At 63.1% G+C, this 25,227-nt stretch carries 29 protein-coding genes; 2 read left to right on the forward strand and 27 right to left on the reverse strand.

The genetic code is table 11. From position 1 onward, the window contains the following. Positions 1 to 26: 26 nt before the first annotated feature. From HEP69_RS09795 to trpS, 5 genes are all read right to left on the reverse strand, one after another. Complete coding sequence (locus HEP69_RS09795; RefSeq protein WP_290558330.1) at positions 27 to 623, reverse strand: 2-hydroxychromene-2-carboxylate isomerase; 597 nt, start codon at positions 621 to 623, stop codon at positions 27 to 29. A gap of 3 nt (positions 624 to 626) precedes the next feature. After that, positions 627 to 1,490 (reverse strand): branched-chain amino acid aminotransferase, encoded by an 864-nt coding sequence (locus HEP69_RS09800; RefSeq protein ID WP_290558331.1) that lies wholly within the window; start codon positions 1,488 to 1,490, stop codon positions 627 to 629. Positions 1,491 to 1,565: 75 nt separating this feature from the next. After that, positions 1,566 to 2,078, reverse strand: a complete 513-nt coding sequence (locus tag HEP69_RS09805; RefSeq protein WP_290558332.1) for a hypothetical protein — start codon at positions 2,076 to 2,078, stop codon at positions 1,566 to 1,568. Next, positions 2,075 to 2,947 (reverse strand): helix-turn-helix domain-containing GNAT family N-acetyltransferase, encoded by an 873-nt coding sequence (locus HEP69_RS09810; RefSeq protein ID WP_290558333.1) that lies wholly within the window; start codon positions 2,945 to 2,947, stop codon positions 2,075 to 2,077. The genes HEP69_RS09805 and HEP69_RS09810 overlap by 4 nt, the downstream gene beginning before the upstream one ends. A 158-nt stretch (positions 2,948 to 3,105) precedes the next feature. Further along, positions 3,106 to 4,134: a tryptophan--tRNA ligase gene (trpS, locus tag HEP69_RS09815; protein WP_290558334.1), complete on the reverse strand. Its 1,029-nt coding sequence runs from the start codon at positions 4,132 to 4,134 to the stop codon at positions 3,106 to 3,108. 121 nt (positions 4,135 to 4,255) lie between these two features. On the opposite strand from trpS, the gene HEP69_RS09820 reads away from it, so the two are divergent. Further along, entirely contained in the window at positions 4,256 to 4,942 is a 687-nt protein-coding gene (locus HEP69_RS09820; protein WP_290558335.1) for a rhomboid family intramembrane serine protease, read from the forward strand. A 6-nt stretch (positions 4,943 to 4,948) separates the two neighbouring features. Here HEP69_RS09820 and HEP69_RS09825 read toward each other — a convergent pair whose 3' ends face one another. From HEP69_RS09825 to HEP69_RS09880, 12 genes are all read right to left on the reverse strand, one after another. Next, the gene (locus tag HEP69_RS09825) at positions 4,949 to 5,140 is read right to left on the reverse strand and encodes a DUF2892 domain-containing protein (RefSeq protein ID WP_290558336.1); all 192 of its coding nucleotides are present in this window, start codon (positions 5,138 to 5,140) and stop codon (positions 4,949 to 4,951) included. Positions 5,141 to 5,207: 67 nt separating this feature from the next. Further along, positions 5,208 to 6,797, reverse strand: a complete 1,590-nt coding sequence (gene murJ / locus HEP69_RS09830) for a murein biosynthesis integral membrane protein MurJ (protein ID WP_290558337.1) — start codon at positions 6,795 to 6,797, stop codon at positions 5,208 to 5,210. A 468-nt stretch (positions 6,798 to 7,265) separates the two neighbouring features. Beyond that, positions 7,266 to 7,730: a hypothetical protein gene (locus tag HEP69_RS09835; protein WP_290558338.1), complete on the reverse strand. Its 465-nt coding sequence runs from the start codon at positions 7,728 to 7,730 to the stop codon at positions 7,266 to 7,268. 63 nt (positions 7,731 to 7,793) lie between these two features. Next, on the reverse strand, positions 7,794 to 8,252 hold the full coding sequence (locus tag HEP69_RS09840; protein ID WP_290558339.1) for a methylated-DNA--[protein]-cysteine S-methyltransferase: 459 nt from the start codon (positions 8,250 to 8,252) through the stop codon (positions 7,794 to 7,796). 50 nt (positions 8,253 to 8,302) lie between these two features. Continuing rightward, positions 8,303 to 8,491, reverse strand: a complete 189-nt coding sequence (locus tag HEP69_RS09845) for a hypothetical protein (RefSeq protein WP_290558340.1) — start codon at positions 8,489 to 8,491, stop codon at positions 8,303 to 8,305. A gap of 218 nt (positions 8,492 to 8,709) precedes the next feature. After that, positions 8,710 to 11,709 carry an isoleucine--tRNA ligase gene (gene ileS / locus HEP69_RS09850; RefSeq protein ID WP_290558341.1) on the reverse strand — a complete coding sequence of 1,000 codons (3,000 nt, stop codon included), beginning with the start codon at positions 11,707 to 11,709 and terminating at the stop codon, positions 8,710 to 8,712. A gap of 246 nt (positions 11,710 to 11,955) precedes the next feature. Next, on the reverse strand, positions 11,956 to 12,882 hold the full coding sequence (locus HEP69_RS09855; RefSeq protein WP_290558342.1) for a hypothetical protein: 927 nt from the start codon (positions 12,880 to 12,882) through the stop codon (positions 11,956 to 11,958). A gap of 9 nt (positions 12,883 to 12,891) precedes the next feature. Further along, a complete protein-coding gene (locus HEP69_RS09860; protein WP_290558343.1) occupies positions 12,892 to 13,605 on the reverse strand; it encodes a VIT1/CCC1 transporter family protein in 714 nt (237 codons plus the stop codon). Positions 13,606 to 13,679: 74 nt separating this feature from the next. Continuing rightward, a complete protein-coding gene (locus HEP69_RS09865) occupies positions 13,680 to 15,296 on the reverse strand; it encodes a cyclic nucleotide-binding domain-containing thioredoxin-disulfide reductase (protein WP_290558344.1) in 1,617 nt (538 codons plus the stop codon). Positions 15,297 to 15,308: 12 nt separating this feature from the next. Beyond that, entirely contained in the window at positions 15,309 to 16,313 is a 1,005-nt protein-coding gene (locus tag HEP69_RS09870) for a TIGR01620 family protein (protein WP_290558345.1), read from the reverse strand. After that, positions 16,310 to 16,759, reverse strand: a complete 450-nt coding sequence (locus tag HEP69_RS09875) for a GNAT family N-acetyltransferase (protein WP_290558346.1) — start codon at positions 16,757 to 16,759, stop codon at positions 16,310 to 16,312. Before HEP69_RS09875 ends, HEP69_RS09870 begins: the two co-directional genes overlap by 4 nt. After that, positions 16,756 to 18,168, reverse strand: a complete 1,413-nt coding sequence (locus tag HEP69_RS09880; protein WP_290558347.1) for a YcjX family protein — start codon at positions 18,166 to 18,168, stop codon at positions 16,756 to 16,758. Before HEP69_RS09880 ends, HEP69_RS09875 begins: the two co-directional genes overlap by 4 nt. Before the next feature lie 152 nt (positions 18,169 to 18,320). Here HEP69_RS09880 and truA point away from each other — a divergent pair, with 152 nt between their 5' ends. Beyond that, on the forward strand, positions 18,321 to 19,088 hold the full coding sequence (gene truA, locus HEP69_RS09885) for a tRNA pseudouridine(38-40) synthase TruA (protein WP_290558348.1): 768 nt from the start codon (positions 18,321 to 18,323) through the stop codon (positions 19,086 to 19,088). A 121-nt stretch (positions 19,089 to 19,209) separates the two neighbouring features. Here truA and rpmE read toward each other — a convergent pair whose 3' ends face one another. The 10 genes from rpmE to HEP69_RS09935 all read right to left on the reverse strand — a co-directional run bounded on the left by rpmE (position 19,210) and on the right by HEP69_RS09935 (position 25,083). Then, complete coding sequence (gene rpmE / locus HEP69_RS09890) at positions 19,210 to 19,431, reverse strand: 50S ribosomal protein L31 (protein WP_290558349.1); 222 nt, start codon at positions 19,429 to 19,431, stop codon at positions 19,210 to 19,212. A gap of 11 nt (positions 19,432 to 19,442) precedes the next feature. Then, positions 19,443 to 19,826 carry a 50S ribosomal protein L19 gene (gene rplS, locus HEP69_RS09895; protein ID WP_290558350.1) on the reverse strand — a complete coding sequence of 128 codons (384 nt, stop codon included), beginning with the start codon at positions 19,824 to 19,826 and terminating at the stop codon, positions 19,443 to 19,445. 539 nt (positions 19,827 to 20,365) lie between these two features. Beyond that, positions 20,366 to 21,151 (reverse strand): tRNA (guanosine(37)-N1)-methyltransferase TrmD, encoded by a 786-nt coding sequence (gene trmD / locus HEP69_RS09900; protein ID WP_290558351.1) that lies wholly within the window; start codon positions 21,149 to 21,151, stop codon positions 20,366 to 20,368. Continuing rightward, positions 21,148 to 21,942, reverse strand: a complete 795-nt coding sequence (locus HEP69_RS09905) for a hypothetical protein (RefSeq protein WP_290558352.1) — start codon at positions 21,940 to 21,942, stop codon at positions 21,148 to 21,150. The genes trmD and HEP69_RS09905 overlap by 4 nt, the downstream gene beginning before the upstream one ends. A 1-nt stretch (position 21,943) precedes the next feature. Beyond that, positions 21,944 to 22,447 (reverse strand): ribosome maturation factor RimM, encoded by a 504-nt coding sequence (gene rimM, locus HEP69_RS09910; protein ID WP_290558353.1) that lies wholly within the window; start codon positions 22,445 to 22,447, stop codon positions 21,944 to 21,946. 135 nt (positions 22,448 to 22,582) lie between these two features. Continuing rightward, positions 22,583 to 22,960, reverse strand: coding sequence for a 30S ribosomal protein S16 (gene rpsP, locus HEP69_RS09915; RefSeq protein ID WP_290558354.1), 378 nt, complete (start codon positions 22,958 to 22,960; stop codon positions 22,583 to 22,585). A gap of 81 nt (positions 22,961 to 23,041) precedes the next feature. Next, on the reverse strand, positions 23,042 to 23,338 hold the full coding sequence (locus tag HEP69_RS09920; protein ID WP_290558355.1) for a chorismate mutase: 297 nt from the start codon (positions 23,336 to 23,338) through the stop codon (positions 23,042 to 23,044). Further along, positions 23,331 to 23,933: a GNAT family N-acetyltransferase gene (locus HEP69_RS09925; protein WP_290558356.1), complete on the reverse strand. Its 603-nt coding sequence runs from the start codon at positions 23,931 to 23,933 to the stop codon at positions 23,331 to 23,333. Before HEP69_RS09925 ends, HEP69_RS09920 begins: the two co-directional genes overlap by 8 nt. Continuing rightward, complete coding sequence (locus tag HEP69_RS09930) at positions 23,930 to 24,493, reverse strand: GNAT family N-acetyltransferase (protein ID WP_290558357.1); 564 nt, start codon at positions 24,491 to 24,493, stop codon at positions 23,930 to 23,932. The genes HEP69_RS09925 and HEP69_RS09930 overlap by 4 nt, the downstream gene beginning before the upstream one ends. Then, positions 24,490 to 25,083, reverse strand: a complete 594-nt coding sequence (locus tag HEP69_RS09935; protein ID WP_290558358.1) for a GNAT family N-acetyltransferase — start codon at positions 25,081 to 25,083, stop codon at positions 24,490 to 24,492. The genes HEP69_RS09930 and HEP69_RS09935 overlap by 4 nt, the downstream gene beginning before the upstream one ends. Positions 25,084 to 25,227: the final 144 nt, after the last annotated feature.

Raw genomic sequence — 25,227 nt, forward strand, 5'->3', positions numbered from 1 at the left:
AGGCCCCGCGCGGCGCAATGGAAAGCTCAGGCCAGCGCCGCCCAGCGCACGGCCTGATCCAACCGGTCGTGGCCCCAGAAGAGTTCATCTCCGATGGTGAAGCTCGGGGCGCCAAAGAGACCCTTGGTCTGGGCCTGCTCTGTCAATTGGCGCAGATGTGCCTTGGTATCCGGGTTTTGCGCGGCCTCAAGCACTGGCTCGGGATCGAGCGCCAGGCCTGTCAGGATGTCGATCAACACCGCGGGTTGTCCGATATCGTGATCTTCGGCGAAGTTTGCCAGATAAACCGCCCGCACGAAATCGCCGATCCAAGGTGCGTCCGCATGATGGGCTGCAATGCGCGCGGCCAGGAGCGATCCACGCGGAAAATCGCCGGGTTTACGGAAGGCCAACCCGGCATCCGCGCAAAGCCGCTCCATATCGCGCCACATATTGGCGCCTTTCGCGGGATAGAGTGTAAACGGAGAGCCGCTGATGCCCTGCGCTGCAAAAATCGGGCCCAGCAGGATCGGGCGCCAGATCAGCGGGACCGCAGCCTGCGCGCATGCATCCTGGATCCGCATGGCGGCGGGATAGCTGTAGGTCGAGGCGAACTCGAACCAGAACTCCAAAGCACGCGCCATGGCTCAGCCTGTCGATGCGGCCCAGTCCCAATACATCTCGCGCACCCGGCGCGTGACGGGACCGACCTGGTAATGGATGTCGTCAAACGCTGTGACCGGGGTGACCTTGGACATGTTGCCGGACATGAAGACCTCATCGGCGCCCGCGAAATCCTCGAAGGTCAGGACGGTTTCATGCACCGTCACACCATCCGAGGCGAGGTTCGAGATGTGGCGCGCGCGGGTGATCCCGGCCAGAAACGTGCCGTTCGCGATCGGGGTAAAGACCTCACCATCCTTGACCATGAAGATGTTGGCGGTGGCGGTTTCGGCCACATTGCCCATGGCATCGGCCACCAGCGCGTTGCCGAAGCCTTTGGCGCGCGCCTCTTTCAGCATGCGGGCGTTGTTCGGGTAAAGGCAGCCCGCTTTGGCATCGACCACCGCATCCTCCAGAACAGGTCGACGAAACCGGGTGCGCGTCAGGGTTACCGTCGCACTGGCGGGCGCCATCGGGATCTCTTCGAGGCAGATTGCAAACCCGGTCTCGTCCGGGCTGGGCATGATCGCCGACGGATCGCCATCAATCCCCCAATACATCGGGCGGATATAGACGGGTGCGTCCTTTGGGAAAAGTTTGAGCCCGTCTTTTACGATCTCGACCATCTCGGCGCTGCTGACCGTAGGGGTCAGCATCAGCGCCGTGGCGGAGCGGTTCACGCGGGCGCAATGCGGCTCCAGATCCGGGGCCATCCCGTCGAAATGGCGGGCACCGTCAAAGACGGATGTGCCCAGCCAGGCGCCATGATCGGCAGCCCGCATGACAGGCACGTCGCCATCATTCCAGGTGCCGTTGAAATAGGTTTTGATATTCGTGCCAACCGCCATCGATAGGTCCTCCTTATCCGCGACCGTAGGGCAGAGATATGTCAGACGTCCAGACCTTTTTCGGTCGTCGCCGGGTCAGGTTTTACGCGGCCATGGGCGTTTGGGTGATTCTGCAAAACACAGCGGCAGGCCGCCAAAGAGGCCGGGCGCCGCGTATTTGGCCATCCAGGGCAAAGGCTCGGCCAGGGATCCGCCTGCCTGCCACTCGAAATAGCCCAGCGCGCCCCTGGCCGGGATCGGCTTGTCCAGAGCGATGGGGTCCTCCAGCCGCAAACCGGCCGTGCCGCCGAACCAAGGGCTGTCGCTCTGATCCACGATCTCGACCACATCGACGGTGCCGATGATGGCGCCTCGGGGCAGATCTGCGGGGGCGGGGCAGTCCACGTCGATCTGCTGCATTTTCCAGGCGATATAGCGGTATTCATCCTCCCGCAGGCCGGTCGCGGCGTGGATGCAGATCCGGCCCAAGCCCATGCGGCCCGCGCGAATAGAGCCCTTCGTCCGGTTCTCGATATCCTTGCTGCCAAAAACGATTGCCCAGGCCGAGGGTTGACGTACCGACAGCGCAAGGCGCGGCAGGTCGGTCACGCAGGGGCCGACCTGACAAAGCGCTGTTCGATCACTTCTGTGCCCCACCTGCTGCCGGGGGCCGACTCGACCAGTTCAAATCCGACGCTCTCGTAAAGGTGCCGCGCGGCGTCCAGCCCTTGGAAGGTCCAAAGATGCGTTTCAGCAAATCCATGGCTATCGACATGTTGCATCGCGCCATTCAGCAATCGTCGGCCCACGCCTCGCCCCTGCGCGGCCTCATCAAGGATGAACCACCGCAGATGGGCGCAGGTCGGACCGAAATCCTCCCCGTCAATGGTGACCGACCCAATGATCCTGCCGCCCAACGAAGCGCTGATCACGGTGTTGGCCGGGTTGGTCAGGCGCCCGAGAAACCCGCTCATTTCAGAGGCGACCTTGCGCTCGAACACTGCCCCGAAGCCGAAGTTCCGCGCATAGTAGCGCGCGTGCATTTCGGTCACCCGGCCCAATAACGTCGGCTGGTAACCGGTGTGGAGGGCCAAGGGCGGCTCATATGGCGCGTCATCCGCAGATCTGAGTGCCTCGGCATAGCGGCGCAGGCCGGTCTGGATCTCTACCTGATCCTCTGGTGGCACCGAATTGAGCGCTGAACCGACCTGCTTGCGGCCGTGATCTTCGATCTGGCGAAAGGCGGCGCGCCCTTTGGTCGTCAGTCTAAGGGTCTTGGAGCGGCGGTCGTTTGGATCGGGCGCGGCGTCGATCAGACCGCAGGCTATCAGCTTGTCTAGCATACGACTGACGGACGATTTTTCAAGCCCCAGCAGATCTGACAAGGCCCGAGCTGTATCGACCGAACCCAAACCGAGCTCGATGATCGCATGCACAGACGACGGCGGTATGCCGGTGCCGGCCAGGTCCGATTGCATAAATCCCAGTCGGCGGACAATGTCACGCGAGGCCGCGCGAATCGTATCAATAGATATTGCTGTGTCTTGCATGGATTAAGTTGTATCATACAACTAATGTCCTGCAAGACAGTTTCGGCGACAAACCCGACTAAAGGCTTGCCGGGCCGGACCCCTTTCTAAATCTCCACCGGCGCAACCATTCCGACGATATCATAGGTTTGGCGCAGAATAGGCCGCGTGATTTCGCGGGCGCGCTGGGCGCCGCGAGACAGGATTAGGTCGATCTCTGCCGGATCTGCCATCAGCCGAGCCATTTCGCTGGAGATCGGAGAGAGCTTGGCCACGGCCAGATCGGCCAGGAGGGGTTTGAACTCTCCAAACTGTTTGCCGCCCATCTCGGACAGGACCTGATCCACGCTTTGATCGCTCAGCGCGGCATAGATATTGACCAGATTGCAGGCTTCGGGGCGGTCATCCAGCCCTTCGGGTTCCGATGGCAGCGCCTCGGGGTCGGTCTTGGCCTTGCGGATCTTTTTGGCGATGGTGTCGGCGTCATCGGTCATGTTGATCCGGGACATATCCGAGGGATCGGATTTCGACATTTTCTTGGACCCGTCGCGCAGGCTCATCACCCGGGTGGCGGCCCCCTCGATCACCGGTTCGGTCATCGGAAAGAACGCGACACCATAATCGTGATTGAATTTGGCGGCGATATCGCGCGTCAGTTCCAGATGTTGCTTTTGATCCTCGCCCACCGGCACATGGGTGGCGTGATAGATCAGGATGTCGGCCGCCATCAATGCGGGATATCCAAACAGACCGAGCGAGGCGTTCTCGGCGTTCTTGCCTGCTTTGTCCTTGAACTGGGTCATCCGCTTCATCCAGCCCATGCGCGCCACACAGTTGAAGATCCAGGCCAGCTGCGCATGTTCGGGCACCTGGGACTGATTGATCAGAATGGATTTTTCGGGGTCGAGACCAGATGCGATATATCCCGCGCAGAGCTCGCGCGTGGCCTGGCGCAGCTCGGCGGGATCCTGCCAGACGGTGATCGCGTGCAGATCGACCATGCAATAGACCGTCTCATAGTCCGATCCCTGCATGCCGACCCAGTTCCTGAGCGCCCCTAGATAGTTGCCAAGATGCAGGTTGCCCGAAGGCTGCGCCCCGGAAAAGACACGCGGCGTGAAGGGGTCTTGTGACATTTGAAGGCACTCTCGTCTGGAAAAACCGGCTTGCCTCGCTTACCCATGGCATAATGCGCCGTCAAGAAGTCCAAAAGCCAAGCGGGCGCCCGGCATTTAACCTCCAGAGGTCCGACCGCAGATGAGCAGTGATCCCAATGCCAGCCCCGTGAACCCGTTACCGCCTGCGGTAACGCTGCTGTTTTTATTGATCGTGGGGATCGAGGCGGCGTTCTCCCTCGGCGCGCAGGGGATGATCGGCGGACCGGGCGCTGTCGGCTGGCGCCTGAGCGCGATCCAGAGCTATGGGTTCTACGACGGCATTCTCGAACAGATGTGGCAGCTGAACTATTGGCCGACCGAGCATCTGGTACGGCTGGTCAGCTATGCCTTTGTGCATGGCTCGCTGACGCATGCGGCCTTTGCAGGCGTGATCCTTTTGGCCATGGGCAAGATGGTGTCGGAAGCCTTTGGCCAATGGCGCATGCTGGCGATTTTTCTTGCCTCCAGCATCGGCGGAGCAGTGGTCTATGCGATTGTGCTGGATGATCCGGTGCCGCTGATCGGGTCGTTTCCGGGTGTCTACGGGCTGATCGGCGGATTCACCTATGTGTTGTGGCGCAACCTGGACCAGATGGGCCAGAACCAGTACCGGGCCTTTACCCTGATCGGGTTTTTGATGGGCATCCAACTGGTTTTCGGTCTGCTTTTCGGCGGGCAGAACGATTGGGTGGCCGATGTGTCGGGCTTTGGTATGGGCTTTGCGCTGTCGTTCGTACTCAGCCCTGGAGGCTGGGGCCGGATGCGTACCCGCATCCGGCATGACTGACCCCTGTCAGGACTTGACGGCGCAGGTCCGGATGCCCAGCACGGAATAAAGCGGGCAATAGCCGACAAGCCCAGTGGCGAGCGGTACGATACCGATCAGACCCCATAGGGTTTGCGGCCCGACAAATACCAGCGATAACAGGACAAGCCCGAGAATGACGCGCATCGCGCGGTCGAAAGTGCCTTCGTTTCGTGTCATGGGAGGTGCTCCTGAGTGGTGTTCCGATCAGCGTGACATGGACCAGCCGTCTGGTCCTTGATGCGGATCAACCCGAACGTTTCAACGCCTTGCGGAACTCGGACAGCCGGACCGCGCCCAGCATCTGGCCTATGGCGAAGTAGCTGACGATGCCACTTGCCACCAACGCCAAGAGCGCCAGCCAACGCAGGCCGCTCATCGCCAGGATCGGCGCCAGAGCCCAAGCCAGAACATAAAGGATCACTCCCATGAGAAGGGCGGACAGCACGATCCGCGGCAGCCGCGTGCGGAACCTCTCATCGAACCGCGCCACGGCGCCCATACCCGCCCTCCCGCGTCCCAAGAGCCAGACCATGGCCCAGGCCGCGACCGTGGTGCCAATGGCCGCCCCCACAAACCCGATGGCCCAGGCCATGCCAACGGCGACGACCGCATTGATGAGCATCGCGATCACCGCGAACCGGAATGGCGTGCGGGTGTCTTCACGCGCGAAGTAAAGCGGTTGCAGTACCTTTTGCAGCACAAAGGCTGGCAGCCCCGCGCCGTAGACTGCCACCGCCAGGGCGGTCGCTGCAACATCCTCGGCGCCAAAGGCGCCGCGCCCGAACAGAACGGCAATCAACGGGCCCGGGATGACCATCAGCGCCACCGCCGAAGGCAGGGTGAGGGCCATCGCCATTTCGCCCGCGCGCGACAGGGCGTCCCGCCCGCCCCTGTCATCACCGACACTCAGACGGCGCGAGAGATCGGGCAGCAGCACCACGCCGATGGCGATACCCACCACCCCCAACGGCAGTTGATAGAGCCTGTCGGCATAGCTCAGCCACGCAATGGCCCCGTCAAAGAACGACGCCACCTGCCGCCCGACCAGCAGGTTGATCTGTACCACGCCGCCCGCCAGCATCGCCGGGGCGGCGATGATCGCCAGCCGTTTCAGATCCGGCGTCAGGCGCGGCAGGCGCGGTCGCATGGCAAAACCTGCCTGTGCCGCGGCCCACCAGACCAGCGCGACCTGGGCAATCCCGGCAACCAGAACGGCCCAGGCCATCCAAGTTCCGATCCGCAGGCCGGTGCCATCGACACCGGGCAGGACCTCGGCCGCGGGACCATCATAGGTCGCGGCCGAGGTCCAGATGGCCAGTACCAGAACAAGGTTCAGCAGAACCGGTGCCGCGGCGGCGGTGGCAAACCGACCGGTCGCGTTCAGGATCCCCGAACACAGCGCCGCCAGCGAGATAAAGAGAATATAGCCAAAGGCGATCCGCCCGAAATCCACCGCCAGATCGAACCGCACATCACCCGCGAACCCGCTGGCCATCGCCAGCACCAGCCAGGGCATGATGAGCTGCGCGAGCAGCGTGAAGATGATCAGAAAACTCGCCAGTGCCGAGAAGGCGTCGCGGCCGAACTCCTCCGCGTCCTCCCCTGCTTCGAGCTTTTTGGAAAAGAGCGGAACGAAGGCGGTATTGAATGCCCCTTCTGCGAAAAAGCGGCGAAACATATTGGGCAGCGAGAACGCAATCAGAAACGCTTCGGCCACGGGTCCCGAACCCAGAAAACCCGCGATCATCACATCGCGGACAAAGCCGAAGATACGGCTCGCCAGCGTCCAGACGCCAACGGTCAGAAAACCTGTGACCAGCCGGATGGGTTTCATGGCACCTGCCCGTTGCCTGTTTTGACCCCGTGATACCGTGCTTTGACGCCCACGGGAAGGGAGCGTCGTGCACCCCTTGAGATCTCGGGCGCGGGTTTCGCCGATCCTGTCGGATCGGCCGCATGGCACGGATCACGCGGTAAAGGGGAGCTGCGCGCCGCCGTCGGGAGAAGACCGCACGCAGTGTCCGGCAATCGGAAAACCTGCGAAGCGCATTCGCGGGCTCGCGGACAGGTTGGTGGGACGGTGGCAGGGCAGTTGAAGACCATGCCGCTCATCGGCTTGACGTGTGACCCGACCCAACTGCGATCTAACTTTACGCAAGGATTCGCGAGCAAAAGGGGGGATAGGGCTGCGGTGCAGAGCTTTGGCTGGCCGAGGGCGCGGATCCGCCCCTCGGCCCCGCCGCATGTTTACCGATAAGGCACGCCGTGGATCGGGCGCTGCTTGCCCGATCCGCAGGATGCGTCAGAACACCTCGTCAATCTCCACGGTGCGGCCATTGAATGTGAACGTATCGCCCGCGCCCATGCCGTTCATCGCCTTATAGATCGGGCTCTGCATCGAGATGCCCATATAGGTGACCCCGTCCACGTCGAACCGGTCGGTCGATACCGCGACGACGAAATGCCGGCCCTCAAATCCGACGATGGCACCGGCCTCGATCGTATCGGTCAGCGCGAAATCGAGACTTTCCAAAACGTCGATCTTTGCATGATGGTCCTTGACCGGATGGTCGAAGGCGGCCGCCAGATCGGCATTTTCGCGCGCTTCGGCAATATCTGAATTGTCGTGCTGTTCGCGGTCATCAAGCCGCGCTTCGGCCAAAAACCGTTCGTAATGCTCTTTGGCTGTTTCCAACTCTGCCGCCTCAAGGGACATCATCCTGTCCCGAATTTTTTGTTTCAGCGCCGTCTTCTCGGGCTCTGGCATATCGCGTCCCCTTTTTGGTTGATCGGACATATTCTGGCCTGCGGGCCACAGACTGGCAATGACCTAAATCAGCAGCGACGCCGCCCCTTCGTGCCGCAGGAGCGCGATCTTGGTCTCGACCCCGCCTTTGCCGGAAAACCCCGTCAGTTTACCGCCCGCGCCCATGACGCGGTGACATGGAATCAGGATCGGGATCGGGTTGCCGCCGCAGGCCGTGCCCACCGCTTGGGCCGATTTTCCCAGCGCTTTGGAAATCTCACCATAGGTGCGGGTCTCGCCAAAGGGGATGGCCAGCATCGCCGTGCAGACCGCCTTTTGGAAGTCGCTGCCCTGCACCGCGAATGGCAGATCGAACGCGGTGCGCCCGCCCGCGTCATAGTCGCGGAGCTGCCTGGCCGCCTCGCGCAAGAGAGGGGTCGGCGAGCCGTGATCCTCTCCATCCCAGACGACGCGGGTGATGGCGCCGTCCGTCTCTTCGATACCAATCCGGCCAAAGCGGGTCTGTGTCGCGATCATGGGCATGGCGTGACAATGGGCCAGCGTTCCGATCCGCGCAATCCGCTTTATGCGGATCAGCGGCTGGCAACGCCCGCGCGGGAGCCGCGATAGATCGCGCGCCGTTCGGCGGGTGTATCGGCGTATTTCGGAGCGTTGCCTTGCGCGGCGGCGACGGCCAGCGGATCGGGCGAGCCGAACTGCCCCGGCGTGCAGGCAGCAAGAAGGGTGAGCGACACGACAATGGCAGTCAATCGGACAAGCATATTCTGGATCCCGGTCAATTGGAAAATGTCTTCATTGATCAAAGATGGAGGCGTGATCGCCCCTTTCCAAGGCAGGTCACGACGATGTGTCAATGCCCGTACATGCAAGACCTGACCCGGTCCGGCTGATCGCCGGGTCCCGTCCGATTATCGAGCGTCGGAGGATCCCGGCCGGGTACGCCTGCTGGTTCATTGCGGATACTGAAAGAAGGGGAGGCTTAGCCCAGCGCCGTGGCGCAGCGTGCGCAGACGCCCGGGTGGCTATGTCGACCCACATCCTGCAGGATCTTCCAGCACCGTTGGCATTTCTCGCCATCAGCCTTTTCAAAGACCACACCGACTCCTTCGATTTCGGGCATCCGAAACGCCTCAGCCGGGATCGGATCCTCGGTCAGCGAGATATCAGACGTGATGCAGATATCCTCGAACGGGACAGATTTCAGCGCAGCGAGCACATCGGGATCACGCACATGAACCACCGGCGCGGCCTCCAGCGAGGCGCCGATCACCTTGTCGCGGCGCTGGATCTCCAGCGCTGCCGTGACCACCCTGCGCACGCGCCGGACATCGGCCCATTTCGCGGCCAGCCCGTCGTTCAGCCAGTCAGGCTGAGGCGCAGGCATATCTTGCAAATGGACCGAGCTTTCGTCGCCCGGAGCCCGCTCCAGCCAGACCTCTTCCATGGTGAACACAAGGATCGGGGCCAGCCAGGTCGTGAGCCGATGAAAGAGGATATCGAGCACCGTGCGTGCCGCGCGTCGGCGAACCGTGTCGCCATCGCAATACAGCACGTCCTTGCGGATATCGAAGTAGAACGCGCTCAGCTCCACAGTTGCAAAGTTGAACAGCGCCTGGAACACGCCCTGAAAATCAAAGGCGGCATAGCCTTCGCGCACCTCGGTATCCAGTTCAGCCAGCCGGTGCAGAACCCAGCGCTCCAGCTCGGGCATCACGGTGGGGTCGATCCGGTCGGCCTCGCTGAAATCAGCAAGCGATCCCAGCATGAACCGCATCGTGTTTCTGAGCCTGCGATAGCTGTCTGCGGTGCCTTTGAGGATCTCCGGCCCGATCCGCTGATCTCCGGTATAGTCGGTCTGTGCCACCCACAGCCGCAGGATATCGGCGCCATATTGGTCGATGATCTTTTGCGGGGCGATGATGTTGCCCAGCGACTTGGACATCTTCATGCCCTTTTCATCCAGCGTGAAGCCGTGGGTTACGACATTGCGATAGGGCGCGTGGCCCGTGGTGCCGACCGATTGCAGCAATGACGAATGAAACCACCCGCGATGCTGATCGGTGCCTTCCATATATACATCCGCGATCCCGTCCTCGGTCCCGTCGGGGCGGTCGCGCAGGGTAAAGGCATGGGTAGAGCCGCTGTCGAACCAGACATCCAGGATGTCTTTTACCTGGTCATAGTCGTCAGGGTTGTGATCATTGCCCAGAAACCGTTCCTTGGCGCCGTCCTCATACCAGACATCGGCGCCCTGGGCCTCGAACGCCTCCACGATGCGGGCGTTGACGTTCGGGTCGCGCAGCAGGAAATCGGGATCCGTGGGCAATGCGCCTTTCTTGGTGAAGCAGGTCAGCGGCACGCCCCAGGCGCGCTGGCGGCTGAGCACCCAGTCGGGACGCTGTTCGATCATAGAATAAAGCCGGTTGCGCCCGGATTTGGGCGTCCAGTTGACGTTGTCGATCTCGGTCAGGGCGCGCTGTCGGATGGTGGTGCCATGCTGATCCAGGCCGTCGCCCACCGGTTTGTCGATGGCCGCGAACCATTGCGGCGTGTTGCGATAGATCACCGGCGCCTTGGAGCGCCAGGAATGCGGATAGCTGTGCTTGATCTTGCCCCGCGCCAGGAGCCCGCCAACCTCGGCCAGCTTGTCGATCACCGCCTTGTTTGCGTTGCCCTCCTTGCCATTGGGCTTCAGGATCGCCGTGCCGCCAAAGAACGGCAGATCATCGCGGAACCGGCCATCGGGGTTCACGTTATAAGTGATGACCTGCTCCAACATGCCCAATTCGCGATAAAGCTCATATTCCTCCATCCCGTGGGAGGGCGCACAGTGCACAAAGCCGGTGCCTTCCTCATCGCTGACGAAATCGGCGGCACGAAAATCGCGCAGATCGTCCCATTCGCCGTTTGATCCTTCCTTCCCGGCCAGCGGGTGCGACAGGCTGAGCTCTTTCAGTTCATCGGGCGACACATCCCGCAACCGCCGCCACATGGTGTCATCGAGGCGCGCACGGCCAAGCACGTCGCCCGCCATTTTGTCGGCAAGGATGTAGCGATCGCCGATCCGCGCCCAGCAATCCTCAGGTCGGCCAGTGACTTCATAAAGGCCGTATTTGACGTCATTGCCAAAGACAACCGCCTTGTTCGACGGCATGGTCCATGGGGTTGTGGTCCAGATGACGACATACACACCCGCAAGATCCTGATTGCTTTTAAGGTATCTTTCCGCGTTTTCCGGCGACTCGAAGGCCGAAAAGATCTCATCAGGGACCAAATCCTGAATGTCCGACAAAGGAAGAGGTTTGGATTTGGCGACCCGGAATTTCACCCAGATCGTGAAGCTATCCTTGTCGTGATACTCGACCTCCGCCTCGGCCAGCGCGGTCTGTTCGACGGGCGACCACATCACGGGCTTGGAACCTTGGTAAAGCGTGCCGTTCATCAGGAACTTCATGAACTCCTCGGCGATCACGCGCTCGGCGTGGAAATCCATCGTCAGATAGGGATCGGCCCAGTTGCCGGTGATCCCAAGACGCTTGAATTCCTCGCGCTGCACATCGACCCAGCCCTCGGCGAACTTGCGGCATTCGGCGCGGAAATCGTTGATCGGGACCTGGTCCTTGTCCCGGCCCTTCTTGCGATACTGTTCCTCGATCTTCCATTCGATCGGCAGGCCGTGGCAATCCCAGCCGGGGATATAGCGGCTGTCGTGTCCCATCATCTGATGGCTGCGGACGATCATGTCCTTGATGGTTTTGTTCAGCGCGTGGCCGATATGCAGATGCCCGTTGGCGTAAGGAGGGCCGTCATGCAGCGTGAAGGGTTCGCGCCCCTGCTTGTCCCGCAGCCGGTCATATATGCCGATGCGGTTCCACCGCTCCAGCCAGTCGGGCTCGCGCTTGGGCAGGCCCGCGCGCATGGGGAAATCGGTTTTTGGCAGGTTCAGTGTATCTTTGTAGTCAGGTGTCTCGGCGCACATCGGTGGCGTCCTTCGGATCAGATCGTATCGGGGGAGAGAGGGGGAGGGCGGTGCGAACACTCAAACACCTTTGCCCGGCGTCTCATCAGGTCAGAGCGCCGGGGATATAATTCGGATAATGATCGCGCGGTGCGGGGTCATGTGGCGGGTTATAGGCGCGAGGGGTGCAAGGGGCAAGGGGTGGGGCGCTGACCGCACGCGGCGCGCCCTTGACGTGATGGCAGCGTGTGCGAGGCAAGACAGATACTAGCCTGGGGATGGCCTCTGCCGCCTGTATGTTTTTGGCCGCCCGGTGGCGCTGATACCGTCCTCATAGATCCAGGCCCGGTCCCAGTAACGCTGTACCTCGCGAAACCGGGCCCCGTTCAGCAGCGCGCGTACATCCGCCGGGGCCGTTTCGCCAGCCGGTCGCATATCTGAACTGACCCTGTAGGTGATCCGGGGCGGTAGATGCCCGCCGGTGCGGAACGCCAGATAACCGTCCCCGTCCAGTGTGAAGGATCCAAAAGAGGCAGCGTCCGAGCTGTCGGCATCTATCAGCGCCACATGGTCGCAGATGCGCCCGACCAGTGCGACGCGCGTGTCATAGCCGTCTTGCGACCAGATGCGTGAGGTCTGTGCGTTCACGGTGGTGGCATAGGTCGCCCCATCGGGAACGAACACCGGATAGCGCGCGTCGACAAGAACCATATCCTTGAGCCCGTCCAGTCCTTGGCGGTCGTCAGCGGTCAGGCGAAACGCAACCTCCTGTGCCATTTCAACGAGCTTGTGTCCGAACCGATGTTTGATGTCCCGCTCGAACATCGAAGTGGCGCAGTTGCGATAGGCCTTGGCGATCCCGGCCTTGAGATACATTTCAGCGGCGTATCCCAGCAGCAGCATTGAGGCGCGCGGTAAGCCCGTCAGCAACGGCCAATCGTCACTCCGCCGGGTGGAGCCTGTCATGTGCTGCGCGATGGTGTCGGCGAAATTTGCCCGATGTTCCGCCCAGACGGCGCGCATCTTGCGCGAAGAGGCCATCAGCCCGTCACCCTCTTTCGTCCAGTTCGCGGGATCGAACTGGGCCTCGCTGCGATGCGAAAGTCTGTGGCGGTCCTGCACGGTTCCCTGCTCCGATAGTGACGATCCGGTCCGGCGCGGGCAGTCTAGCCGGATCGCCTGGTGTTCCGCCATGGCCTGCGTCTAGGGGTGAAAAAGCGTGCCCACCGCATAGGCCAGCGCCGCCGCCACGCCGCCAATGGCCAGCGTTTCGGCCCCCGATCGCCACCAGGGCGACAGCGACCACAGGCTCTTGGTCGCGCCAATGCCAAAGAACACCCCCAGCGTCATGATTGCGGACCAGCGAAACGCGTCCGGGCCCATCCCGGCGATGAAGGGCAACAGCGGGATCATTCCGGCCACCAGAAAGGCCGCGAATGTGGCCAGCGCCGCGGCCATCGGGTGCGGATCGACGCCCCCCAACCCGTACTCGCCCTCCAGCATCAGCGCGACCCATGTTTCGCGACGCGAGGTTATTGCGCTGGTGGCATCCTCCAACACCTCCCCTTCCAACCCCTTCAACGCCAGGATTTCGCGCACCTCTTGCCGCTCGCCTTCTGGGTTGCGGTCGATATGGGCGTTTTCGATCCGGCGGATGCGGCGTATATTGTCAAGTTCGGCCTTGGTGCCCGAGTAATTGCCCGCCGCCATGGAAAAGCCGTCGGCCAGCACATTAGCCAGACCCAGCGCCACGATGATGACCGGCTGCAAGCCCGCCCCCGCGACCCCGGCCACGATGGCAAAGGTTGTCACCGACCCGTCGATACCGCCATAGATCATGTCGCGCAAAAGACCACGCCCCGGCGGCGCTGCAATACGGGCGCGGATATCGGCGGGATCGTGGCTGTGGTCTGACATGGCGGGCACTTGTGCTGGCTTTTCCGCCAGTCTGCCCTAGGTTCTTTTGGCGCGCCTTGCGCTGAATCAATCGCTCAGCCGCCTACGAAAGCCCATACATCCGAGATCACGACCGAGCCTTCGCCCACAGCGCTGGCCACGCGTTTCACGGATCCGGCGCGCACGTCGCCCACCGCATAGATGCCCGGGTGCGAGGTGGCAAAGGAGGACGATTGCCCGACCGCGGCGCCCGTCTGCACAAATCCGCGTGGGTCCAGATCGACAAGGCCCGAGAGCCACCCGGTATTGGGCGCCGCCCCGACCATCACAAAGAGCGCCCCGGTGTTCAGCCGCCAGTTCTGCCCCGACAGCGTATCGTGGATCGTCACACCCTCCAGCATGCTCTGGCCATGCAGTTCGGTCACGCTGGTGCACAGATGGATGGTGATGCGCGGATGCGCCTCCAGCCGTTGCAGCAAATAGTCCGACATCGACGCAGCCAGCGTCTTGCCACGCACCAGAACATGCACGTGGCGCGCGGTGCGGCTGAGATACATCGCTGCCTGCCCGGCGCTGTTGCCGCCGCCGATCACCGCGACCTCGCTGTCGCGGCACCAGCGCGCCTCGACCTCGGTCGCGGCATAGTAGACGCCCGCACCTTCGAGCCGCTCAAGCCCCTCAAGCGGCAAGCGCCGGTATTGCACGCCCGTGGCAACGATGACCGCGCGGGCCGAGACCTCGACGCCGTCATCCAGTTCGATGTGAAACAGTTTCTCGTCGCATTGGCGCAGCGCCACGGCCCGGCGCGGCGTGGCAAAGCGGGTGCCGAACTTGAGCGCCTGCACCTCGCCGCGCCCGACCAGATCGCCGCCCGAGATGCCCGTGGGAAACCCCATGTAATTCTCGATCCGCGATGAAGTTCCGGCCTGGCCGCCAATCGCGATATCCTCAAGCACCAGGGCGCTGAGCCCTTCTGCCCCGGCATAGACCGCCGCCGCCACCCCGGCTGGGCCGCCGCCTACGATGGCCACATCGACCACATCGCCCGCCGCAATCTCCAGATCCTGGCCCAGTGCGCGGGCCACAGCGCGCGGCGTGGGCGGGTCGATCTTCTGGTCGCGGCCAAAGATGGCCCCCGGCTGCGCTTCGGCAATGCCGCATTGAGCGGCCAGATCGCGCGCCTCGTCACTGTCCAGCGCAAGCTCGCGAAACGGGATCCGGTTGCGCGCGGCAAAGCTGGCGATGCGTCGCAGATCGCGATTGGTCTCGCCGCCGATCAGCGTCAGTCCGGCCTCTCGGCTCTCCAGGATGCGGCGACGGCGGGCGGCAAAGACGGTGATGATGATATCGCTCATCTCAGGGATATCGGACATCAGTTGCAACATCTCGGCGCGCGGCACACACAGGACCCGGCAGGCCACCACCGCACGGCTGCCCATCAGCGCCACACCGCCGGTCAGAAAGCCCAGCTCGCCGAAAAACTGCCCCGGACCCAGCGTCGCATTGCCGGTGCGGGCGCCGGTACGGGGGTCGATCGCCTCGAGCTCGCCCTCCACCAGATAGGGAAAGACCGTCATCGGCTGGCCCGGCTCCTGGAGCATCTGGCCCGGTTTGAGGGTGACCTCGCGCCCCACTTTCCGCATCTCCGCCACATGAGCGGGGGTCAGTGGGGTCCGCACCATGGTTGCCAGATCGGCCGCAAAGCTTTCCATATCGTTAACCTTCTACCTGGTTTTGAGGCGAACTAGCCCGGTCAGCGCGTTTTTCACCATCCCCCGGACCGAGGGGCGGCGGCGTTCGGAAAAGGGCAGGGGGCGGCAGACTTCCATCGCGGCCACACCCACCCGTGCAGTCAGCGCGCCGTTCACCAAACCTTCGCCAAACCGGCGCGAGAGTTTTCCAAGGATCGTACCGCCCAGAACCGGTTCCAGCATATCGTCGCCCACCGCCACAGCGCCTGTCGCCACAAGATGGGTCAGGACCGCGCGCGTCAACCGCCAAGAGCCCAAAACCCCGGATCTGCCGCCATAGACCTCGGCAACCCGGCGGATCATCCGCAGATTGGCGACAAGGGCTGCCGCCACGTCCGCCAGCGCCAGCGGTACAAGGGCGGTAACGGTGGCCACCTGACGGGCGGCGGCTTCGACTTCGCGGCTGGCCATCTTGTCGAGCGGGACCAGCAGTTCCGCCTCGGCCAGATCCAGCAGCGCGGGGGCGTCAAACATGTCGCTCTGCGCCTCTGCCAGCCGATCACGGCCCCAACGGGTTTCCTCGCGCGCTGCATAAAGACGGGTCATCCGGGCAACGACGCGGCGGCCGACGACCAGATCCTGCGCCGCGATGGCGTCATCGGCGGCGCGGCGCAGATCGTCGATGCGTGACAATCGGCCAAAGGCGGCCATCTCGCGGACGCCAATCACCGCGAGGACCAACAGAAATGCCGCGAACACAGCGGTGACTGCCCAACCCAAGAGCGGGGCACGGTCCAAAAGTCCGGTCACGAAATCCCACGCCGCCACCGAAATCACCGCGCCCAACAGCGCCGTCAGCAAGCCCCAGAACCATCGTGCGAGCCGCGATGGCCTGCGCGCGGCCAATCTGGCGGCGATCTGCATCGCCTCTCCTGTGGGCAGGGCGGCGGCATCCGGGACAGGTGGGGCTTCGGTCACGCTGGGGGCGGGCGATGCCTCCTCCAGGTCGATGATCACGGGACCTTTTGGTGTGGTCATATCCTGCCCCTTTTCCAGCCCATTCGCAGATCGGGCAACCCTTCATCATTGCCCGCGCCATCGGTTCGTTCCATCTCGGCAAACCCGTGGTGCCGATAGAACGCCTGCGCGCGGGTGTTGTGCTGAAATGTCCACAACGTCAGCGTGTCTGTCGCCCGCTGCATCTGCTTGAGCAGAGCCCCGCCGCAGCCTTTTCCGCGCGCGCGCGCATCCACGTAAAGCGCATGTACCATGCAGGCTTCGCGCGCAGAGAACCCGACCACCGTGCCCGCCGTCTCGGCCACTGTGACCCAGCCGCGGTCAATCATATCGGCGGCAAAGCTCAGATCTTCGGCCCGGGTGTGGATGCGCGGCATCCAATCGGTATGATCAATGAAAGCCGACAGGATCGCGCCGGTGCGGCCCGCATCGGTCGGACGCGCGGGACGCAGGAAGAACCCCGTCACAACCGATCTCCGATCAGAAACTGGGCGGCCTGGTCGAGCCGGATATGCGGCGGGCCGTAACCCGGTTTCAGCGATAGCACCGCAGGGGCAAAGCGCATCGCCTCGAAATCGACCTCCAGCCAGGTTTGCGCGCCATCGCGGGCGGGGCGCAGCAACTGGCCGGGATCCTTGGGCAACTCACCAGGGTATAGAGCGGCCTGTTTGCCAGTGTCTTGCAGCGTGCCGCGCACCATGTCGAGGGCTGTGCCCTGATGATCGCGCGTCTCTTCCGTCGTGGCCCGGATCGCGGCGATTGCCATCGCCGCTGTTTCCGCTCCGGCAAAGCCCGCGCGGTCGCGGGCCTCCCGCGTCAGTGCTTCGATGATGGCGGTCAGGCGGCTGTGCTGGCTGTGGTGGATGTGATCGGCCTTGGTCGCGGCAAACAGGATCCGTTCAACCCGTTTGCCCCGCAAGAGCTGGCTGAGAAAGGCGTTTCTGCCCGGGCGGAACGCGGCCAGGATATCGGCCATTGCGTGGCGCATATCCTCGACCGCTTCGGGCCCTTTGTGGATTGCGCCCAGCGCATCGACCAACACGATCTGCCGGTCGATCCGGGCAAAGTGATCGCGGAAAAAGGGGCGCACGACTTTCGCCTTGTAGGCCTCGTACCGCCGTTCGAACTCCCGCCAGATCGAACCGCGCGGGCCGCGCGGTCCGGGTAGCGGCGCAAAGGTCAGAGCGGGAGAGCCCGCCAGATCGCCCGGCAGCAGGAACCGCCCCGGTGTGCAATCATAAAATCCCGCATCGCGCGCGGCCTGCAAATAGCCGGTGAATGCCGAGGCAAGCGCTTTGGCAGGGCCTTCGTCATGGGGCACATCGGGCTTAGCGTCCGACAGCAAATCGCGAAACCCCGCCGCCATGTCGCGCGTTTGGGTTCGCCCCAGCACGTCGCCCGACCAATCCTCAAAACTCTTGTCCAGAAGGGGCAGATCGAGCAGCCACTCACCGGGGTAATCCACGATGTCGAGGTGGATCGTGCGCGGCCCTTGCAACCCTGCCAGCAGCCCCGCGGGTTTGACACGCATCGACAGGCGCAGTTCCGAGATCGCGCGGGTGCTGTCGGGCCAATGCGGTGCGGCGCCTGTCAAGGCCGCAAGATGGGTCTCATAGTCGAACCGGGGCACCGTATCGTCGGGCTGGGGTTGCAGGAAACTGGCGCTGATGCGCCCTTCGCCTGCTGCGACCAATCCGGTCATGCGCCCGCGATCCAGAAGGTTGGCGACCAGCGAAGTGATAAAGACCGTCTTGCCCGAGCGTGCCAGCCCCGTCACGCCCAGCCGGATCACCGGTTCAAAGAACGCGCCTGAAATCCGGTCGCTCGCCTCTTCGACGCCCCGGACCAGCGTGTCGGCGAGTGTGGAAATGACCAAACCGAATTCCTACCTTTGTCTTCTCGCCAAAATAGGCATCAGGATCCAAGGATACCAGTGGGAAGCCCAACTGGGAATTCCCCCGGGCTCGGGGTGGCGGGCACGCTGCGTACCCTTGCCCCGGCCCGATCATCGGTTTAGCTGGCAGTGCCATGCCCCGTTACGCTTTGAAAATCGAATATCACGGTGCCCCGTTTGCCGGGTGGCAGCGGCAGGCCGATCAACCCTCGGTCCAGGGCGCGATCGAGGCCGCCCTTGCGCGGCTTGAACGACGTGACCACACCATTGCGGCTGCCGGGCGCACGGATGCGGGCGTGCATGCGCTGGGCCAGGTCGCCCATTGCGATATGGCGCGCGACTGGGATCCGTTCCGGCTGTCGGAGGCGCTGAATTATCATCTCAAGCCCAACCCGGTTTCGATCCTGGCCTGCGCGCAGGTGGAGGACGCATGGCACGCGCGGTTCTCGGCGGTCGAGCGGCGTTATCTCTTTCGCATTCTGGAACGTCGCGCGCCTGCGACGCATGATGCGGGCCAGGTCTGGCAGATCACGCATCCGCTCGATGTTCACGCGATGCAGCAAGGCGCGGATATGCTGATCGGCAACCACGATTTTACCACGTTCCGCAGTTCGATCTGCCAGGCAAAAAGCCCGGTCAAGACGCTGGATGCCTTGCGGGTGCAACGGGTTGAAGGGTTCTCAGGCCCCGAAATCCACTTTCACGTGCGTGCGCGGTCGTTTCTGCACAATCAGGTTCGCAGTTTTGTCGGTACGCTGGAGCGGGTCGGTGCGGGGACCTGGACCCCAGCGGACGTGCGCCGCGCTCTGGAGGCAAAGGATCGTGCCGCCTGTGGTCCAGTTTGCCCGCCATACGGGCTCTATCTGGCTGCGGTGGGATATCCCAACGATCCATTCGCCTGAGGCGTTGCAGGCGGGTTCCGATGCGGGGCGTTGCCAGCGGAGTATCGTCGATAGTTCTCACATTTCGCAAAAAAACGCCGCGCAAATAGCGCGGCGTTCTCCGAACGAATATGAAGCGGGTTCAGAAACCCAGACCCTCGTATTTCTTTTTGAACTTCGACACACGGCCGCCGGTATCCATCAGACGCGACGAGCCGCCGGTCCAGGCCGGGTGAACCGAAGGATCAATATCCAGCGAGAGCGTGTCGCCTTCCGATCCCCAGGTTGATTTCATCTGGACGATGGTGCCATCGGTCATCTTGACGTCGATGAGGTGATAATCGGGGTGGATTTCTTTTTTCATCGGTCCAGTCCTTATGCCTTGGCGCCCGAGAGCGGCTTGTAACGGGTATCTTCGGCGATCCGGGCCGATTTGCCCCGGCGCGAGCGCAGATAGTAGAGCTTGGCGCGGCGGACACGGCCACGACGGACAACCTCGATGCTTTCGATATTCGTCGAATAGAGCGGGAACACACGTTCCACGCCTTCGCCGAACGAGATTTTGCGAACGGTGAACGACCCGGCGATGCCTTTGCCGTTGTTGCGGGCGATGCAGACACCTTCGTAATTCTGCACCCGGCTGCGCGTCCCTTCGGTCACCTTATAGCCGACGCGGACGGTGTCACCGGCCTTGAAGTCCGGGATCTCTTTACCCAGGGCGGCGATCTGTTCCGCCTCGATCTCTGCGATCAGGTTCATCTGATCTACTCCTATATGCTCGTGGTTGATCCACGAAGGTTTGGTGCGCCTCAGAGCTCTTGGTCTTCACCGGGTCCCGCCCCCTTGGAGCAGCCCGCCAGAGATGCAGGTCGGCATATCCTTGTCGCGATGTCCCCGGATACGCGCGGGTCCCGAAGAAGGTACCATATCCGAAGGGAACAGAGCCGCGCGAGGCGACTCTGTCCCGGCGGTGTTTAGGCGGGATGCCCCGTGCGATCAAGAGGAAATCCGGAGCACGTCGCATGGCGCTTCGGATCGCGTCAGATGCGGCGTTTCATCAGGCGGTCGACGGAACCGTCCAGGTTGGTCCCGCGATCCAGCGCGGTGTGGGAGCGATCTGCCTCCGGCGGCACCTTCTGAACGAGCGTTACACTTCGAGCACCGGGTCCCGGTGATCCGGGTCCGGTACAGAACTGTGCTGATCCTATGATCTCACTGATACGGCTCACCCGGTGGCGCAGGGCAGGAGTAGGGCGGGACTTGTCCCGCCGGCCAGGCGTGGCGGGACAAGTCCCGCCCTACTTTTTGTACTTCGCCCACAGATCCGGTCTCCGAGACTGCGTCAGCGTCTCAGACTGGGCGCGGCGCCATTCTGCGATCTTCTGGTGGTTGCCCGACAGCAGAATATCGGGGATCGCATGGCCCCCCCATATGGCTGGGCGTGTGTATTGCGGATGCTCCAGAAGTCCGGAGGAAAAGCTTTCCTCATCGGTCGATGCGGCATTGCCCAGGACCCCTGGGATCAGCCGCACGGTGGCGTCGATCAGCGCCTGGGCGGCGATTTCGCCTCCGGTCATCACAAAATCCCCAAGCGAGATTTCCTGAATGCCATAATGTGCGATCACACGCTCATCCAGCCCCTCGAACCGTCCGCAGATCAGGGTCACGCCGTCGGCCCGCGCGAGCGACTGGGCCAGGGGTTGATCCACCCGGCGGCCCCGGGGGCTGAGGTAAATCAGCGGCCAGTGGCCCCGTGCGCCTTGCATGGCCTCTTCGATTGCAGGACCAACCACATCCGCGCGCAGCACCATGCCCGCGCCACCGCCGGCTGGCGTGTCATCGACATTGCGGTGCTTGCCGATGCCAAACCGGCGCAGGTCGTGAATATGGAGTTGCCACAGCCCCTCTTTGAGGGCCTTGCCCGTCAGGCTGAGGCCCAGCACGCCTGGAAAGGCCTCGGGAAAAAGCGTGATGACATTGGCCTTCCATACGCCGTGCAGATCCGGCGTTTCCGTCATCAACTCCCGGGGCTGGGCACTGATCCGAATGGTCTTGCGGGCCCTGGCACGCGGGGTCTCTGTCATGTTCCGGCTCCATCCGCACCTTTGAAGATCTCTTGCTTGGCTGCCCTGCGTTGTTCAGTTCCCGTGATGGTGCGGTTCACCTCCAGCATACGCTCAAGGATCGACGGATCTGCGATCGGATTGGCAGGTTCTGGCCGGGTCATCCGGTCGCGCAGGTCCTGCGGTACGTCGCAGAGGTCCAGGAGTGGTGTGGCCGGGCCAAAGGGGCTTTCCAGGTTATCTTCAAACTGCGCACGCTCCACCCGCACCTGTGTGGCCGCCGCAATCTCATCGACGACCGCATCGAGATTGGCAGCACCCTGAAACCGTGTGGTGAAAGCGTCGAAATCCATTGTCATGGATGAGGATTTGACATGCTCCCAATAGGCGTTGCGCAACCAGTCTTGAGCGGCACAGGTCGTATAGAACAAAACCAGTTCGGTCTTGGGAAAGGCGATCTTGACGCAATCGGCCATATGCTGGGCCAGCGGCACCGCAGCGCTGTAGCTGGGTGTGGCGGGGCGTCCGGCCATCTGGCCTGAAAGCCCGTCCGCCGACAGGCACAGAATTCGGCGTGGCATCGGTTGCAGATCCGACAGGAACGCGCCGAACCGCCTGTGAAAGGTGGCACGCGCAAGTGCATCGTCGGTGCCCGAAACCTCGCGCGCGGTGCCGATCACGTCGCGCAGACCTGGTGGCAGAATGCTGCGCAGCACCGGTTTGAGCAGGGGTCGGTTCAGCTTGAGCGTTTGCTGAATGGCCGTCGCGCCGGTCTTGTGGAACCCGGCATGTATGACAATGCGCCGGGGCACGTCAGATCAGACCTTCGGGCGGGTCGGCGACAATGCGGCCGGTGTCCAGATCCACGGTCGGGACGGCCGCGCGCGTGAAGGGCAACAATACCGTTGACGGTAGGCCGGGGCCATGCAGTTCCAGAAGATCGCCCGCGCCATGGTTTTGTACGGATTTTACATGTCCCAGAAGCGCGCCACCGGTATCGACCACTTCGAGGCCGACAAGATCGGCATAGTAGAACTCATCATCGGGAAGCGATGGGAGCTGGTCGCGCCGGGCATAAAGCTGGGTGCCGCTTAGAGCATCAGCCTGTTCTTTGGTGGTCACGCCGGCCACCCGTGCGGCAAAGCCGTTCTTGATCGGACGTGTCAGGGAAAGGGTAAAATGGCGCGCGCCATCCTCGCTGGTCAGTGGCGCATAATCGGCGATGTCGGACGGGGTTGCGCAAAAGCTCTTCAGGCGCACCTCGCCGTGAACGCCATAGGCGCCGCCGATCGCACCGACACAGATCAGATCAGACATTCCGGTCCCATTCCCCCGGGCGCATGACGCGGCGCGGGGCCTGAATTGAAATGGCAGGCCACATGGTCAAAACGTGGCCTGCCCCAGATCATTTGTCGAGGCCTGCAAAGCGCCTCACACAGTCGTGCGCGCGATTCAGCTCGCGGCCTCTTGCTCGGCGGGGGCTTGGGTGGCCTCTGCCGCTTTGGCGGCTTTTTCTTCGGCGCGGTCCTTGGCTTTCTGACCGGGCTCCCCCTTCTTGAGGTTGGCGCGCTCCTTTTTGTCGATGGTGCCCGCGGCTTCGAGGAAGCGCGAGATCCGGTCGGTGGGCTGGGCGCCCTGATCCAGCCAGTACTGAACGCGTTCCATGTTCATCTTGACGCGGTCTTCGCTGTCTTTGGGCAGAAGCGGGTTATATGTGCCCAGCTTTTCGATAAAGCGGCCGTCGCGCGGCATGCGGCTGTCCGCGGCCACGATGCGATAGAAGGGACGCTTTTTCGAGCCGCCGCGGGCCAGTCTGATTTTCATTGCCATGGTGAATCTCTCCTTTGAATGGCGGTGGCGGGGATGTCCCGCCGGTGAGGGGTTGATGGCGAAGGCGGGACAAGTCCCGCCCTACGATTGGTGTTGCTCGTGGTGGCGAATGACCTCGTCAATCACGAAGCGGAGGAACTTCTTGGCGAACTCGGGGTCCAGATCGGCTCGTTTCGCCAGGTCTTCAAGCCGTGCGATCTGAGCGGCTTCGCGCGCGGGATCGGACGGGGGAAGGTCGTGTTCGGCTTTCAGTTTGCCGACGGACTGGGTGTGCTTGAACCGCTCGCCCAGCGTATAGATCAGGATCGCGTCGAGCCGGTCGATGCTCTCGCGGTGCTCGGCGAGAAGTGCTGCCGCGCGGGTGGTGGTGTCAGTCAAGAGCGTAGCCTTTCGGTTTAAAGAGCGGATCGGCGTAATGGGCAATTTCCATGTCAATGCCATGGGCCAGCTGGGTGCCGTCCAGCGCAGCGGGCGCGGGGTGGCGATAGACCACGTCATTGCCGTCGATCGAGGGCGCGCCTTTGTCCGGGGTGGCACCGAGCCGTTCGGCCAGCCGGATGCTGTCGAGGTTCTTGGGGTCGATATAGCTGACCGCTCCGTCCCAGCCATTGCGATAGAAATGGGCGCGCGCGGCATGGGTTGCCTCCAACGCATAGCCTTTGCCCTGGGCGCCGGGCCAGATCACCCAGGCCAGTTCGGTCTCGGGCCATTTGGCGGGTTTCCAGCCACCGGCCATGCCATAGGTCTCGTCTGTTTGCTTATCGTGTATCATCCACATGCCATAACCGCGGATCGCCCAGTGGCCGATCTCGGCGGCATAGAGCATCCAGGCCTCGTAGGCGTTGAGCGGCCCGCCCATGAACCGCGCCCGGTAGGAGGTGAAGGTGGCCTTGAAATCGGGATAATCCTGCGGTTCCGGTCCGCGCAGGATCAGGCGGTTGGTCTCCAGAGTGGGGATCGCAAGGTCGGTCATCGCACGGCCTCCGGTCCCCAGTGGCGCCAGACTTGCGTGGTGTCCGAACCCAGGGCGGCCTCAGCCTCCGCGTCGCGTTTCGCACCCAGCTTGCGGGCAACGTTTTGCGAGGCGGTGTTGCGATCCGAGACATAGCTGACAAGGGATGGCAGATGCAGCAGGTCACGCGCGCAGCCCCTGGCCGCGAGAGAGGCTTCGGTCGCATAGCCTTTGCCGCGCGCGGGCGCTGTGAGAAGATAGCCCAGCTCCGGCTCGCGGTCGCCGGGCTCAAAGCCCAGCCCGACGAAACCACACGCACCGGCGCTGTCTTCGACCGTCCACCAGCCGTGGCCCCGCAAAACCCATGTGGCGGACATCTGCATGAAGTTGCTCCATGCCTCTTCGCGGTTGTCCGAGCGCAGATCGGTATCGGCAAGGCTGTCTTCGATGTCGAGCAGAACCTGGAAGTCCCGCAATATCGGCGGGCGCAGTGCCAGGCGAGCTGTTTTGAGCGCAGGCACTGCTTCAAGGATGGACGGGCGCGCATGGGTGTGTGGCGCGCGCTCATGCGGGGAGGTCATGCGTAGGCCTCCACACTACCGTCATCGTCCAGCGCGGGATGCCGGTATATCAGACAGGGTTTGCCCAAGAGCGCGCCGGTGCTTTCACGCACCGCGCCCAACCGTTCGGCCAGTGCAATGGAGCGGGTATTGACCGGTTCGATGTAACTGATCGGGCGGTGAATCCCGAGATGGGCGGCGGCATAGTCGCGGGCGGCAAGGGCGGCCTCGAACGCGAGACCCTTGCCTTCGGCCTCGGGGAACACGGTCCAGCCCAGTTCAGGCTCGGCCCACCCGGGGGCGAAGAGGATGCCGGTCCAGCCCAGCACCTCATCCGTTGCCCGACCGGCAATGTACCACATGCCATAGCCGCGCAGCGCCCACTGGCCGATTGTGCCCGCCATGACCCGCGACGCGGCGCGCGCGTCGAGAGGACCTCCCACCAGATGGCTGCGCTCGGTCCGGTAAAAGGCGGTGAGCGTCGGCAGATCGTCCAGCTTGGGCGCGCGCAGCGTCAGGCGGGGTGTCTGGATCTGCGGGATCATGGCGCGCATGCGGGCGGCGCGCTCGTCTGGCGAGGTCTGCTCTGGCGGTGTGTAAGGGGCCATCATGCGTCCTCCCTTGGCAGGACAAACACCGCGCGGCCGGCCCCGGTCGCATAGCCGTGGCCACGTCCGTTGGGCATCAGCCACCAGGTGAGCTCATTGGACGGCCACAGCGACAAGCGGTCCGTCTGCAGAACGGTTGGGGGCGAG

The organism is Aestuariivita sp., assembly GCF_021404545.1.
In the GTDB taxonomy this organism is placed as follows: Bacteria; Pseudomonadota; Alphaproteobacteria; order Rhodobacterales; family Rhodobacteraceae; genus Aestuariivita.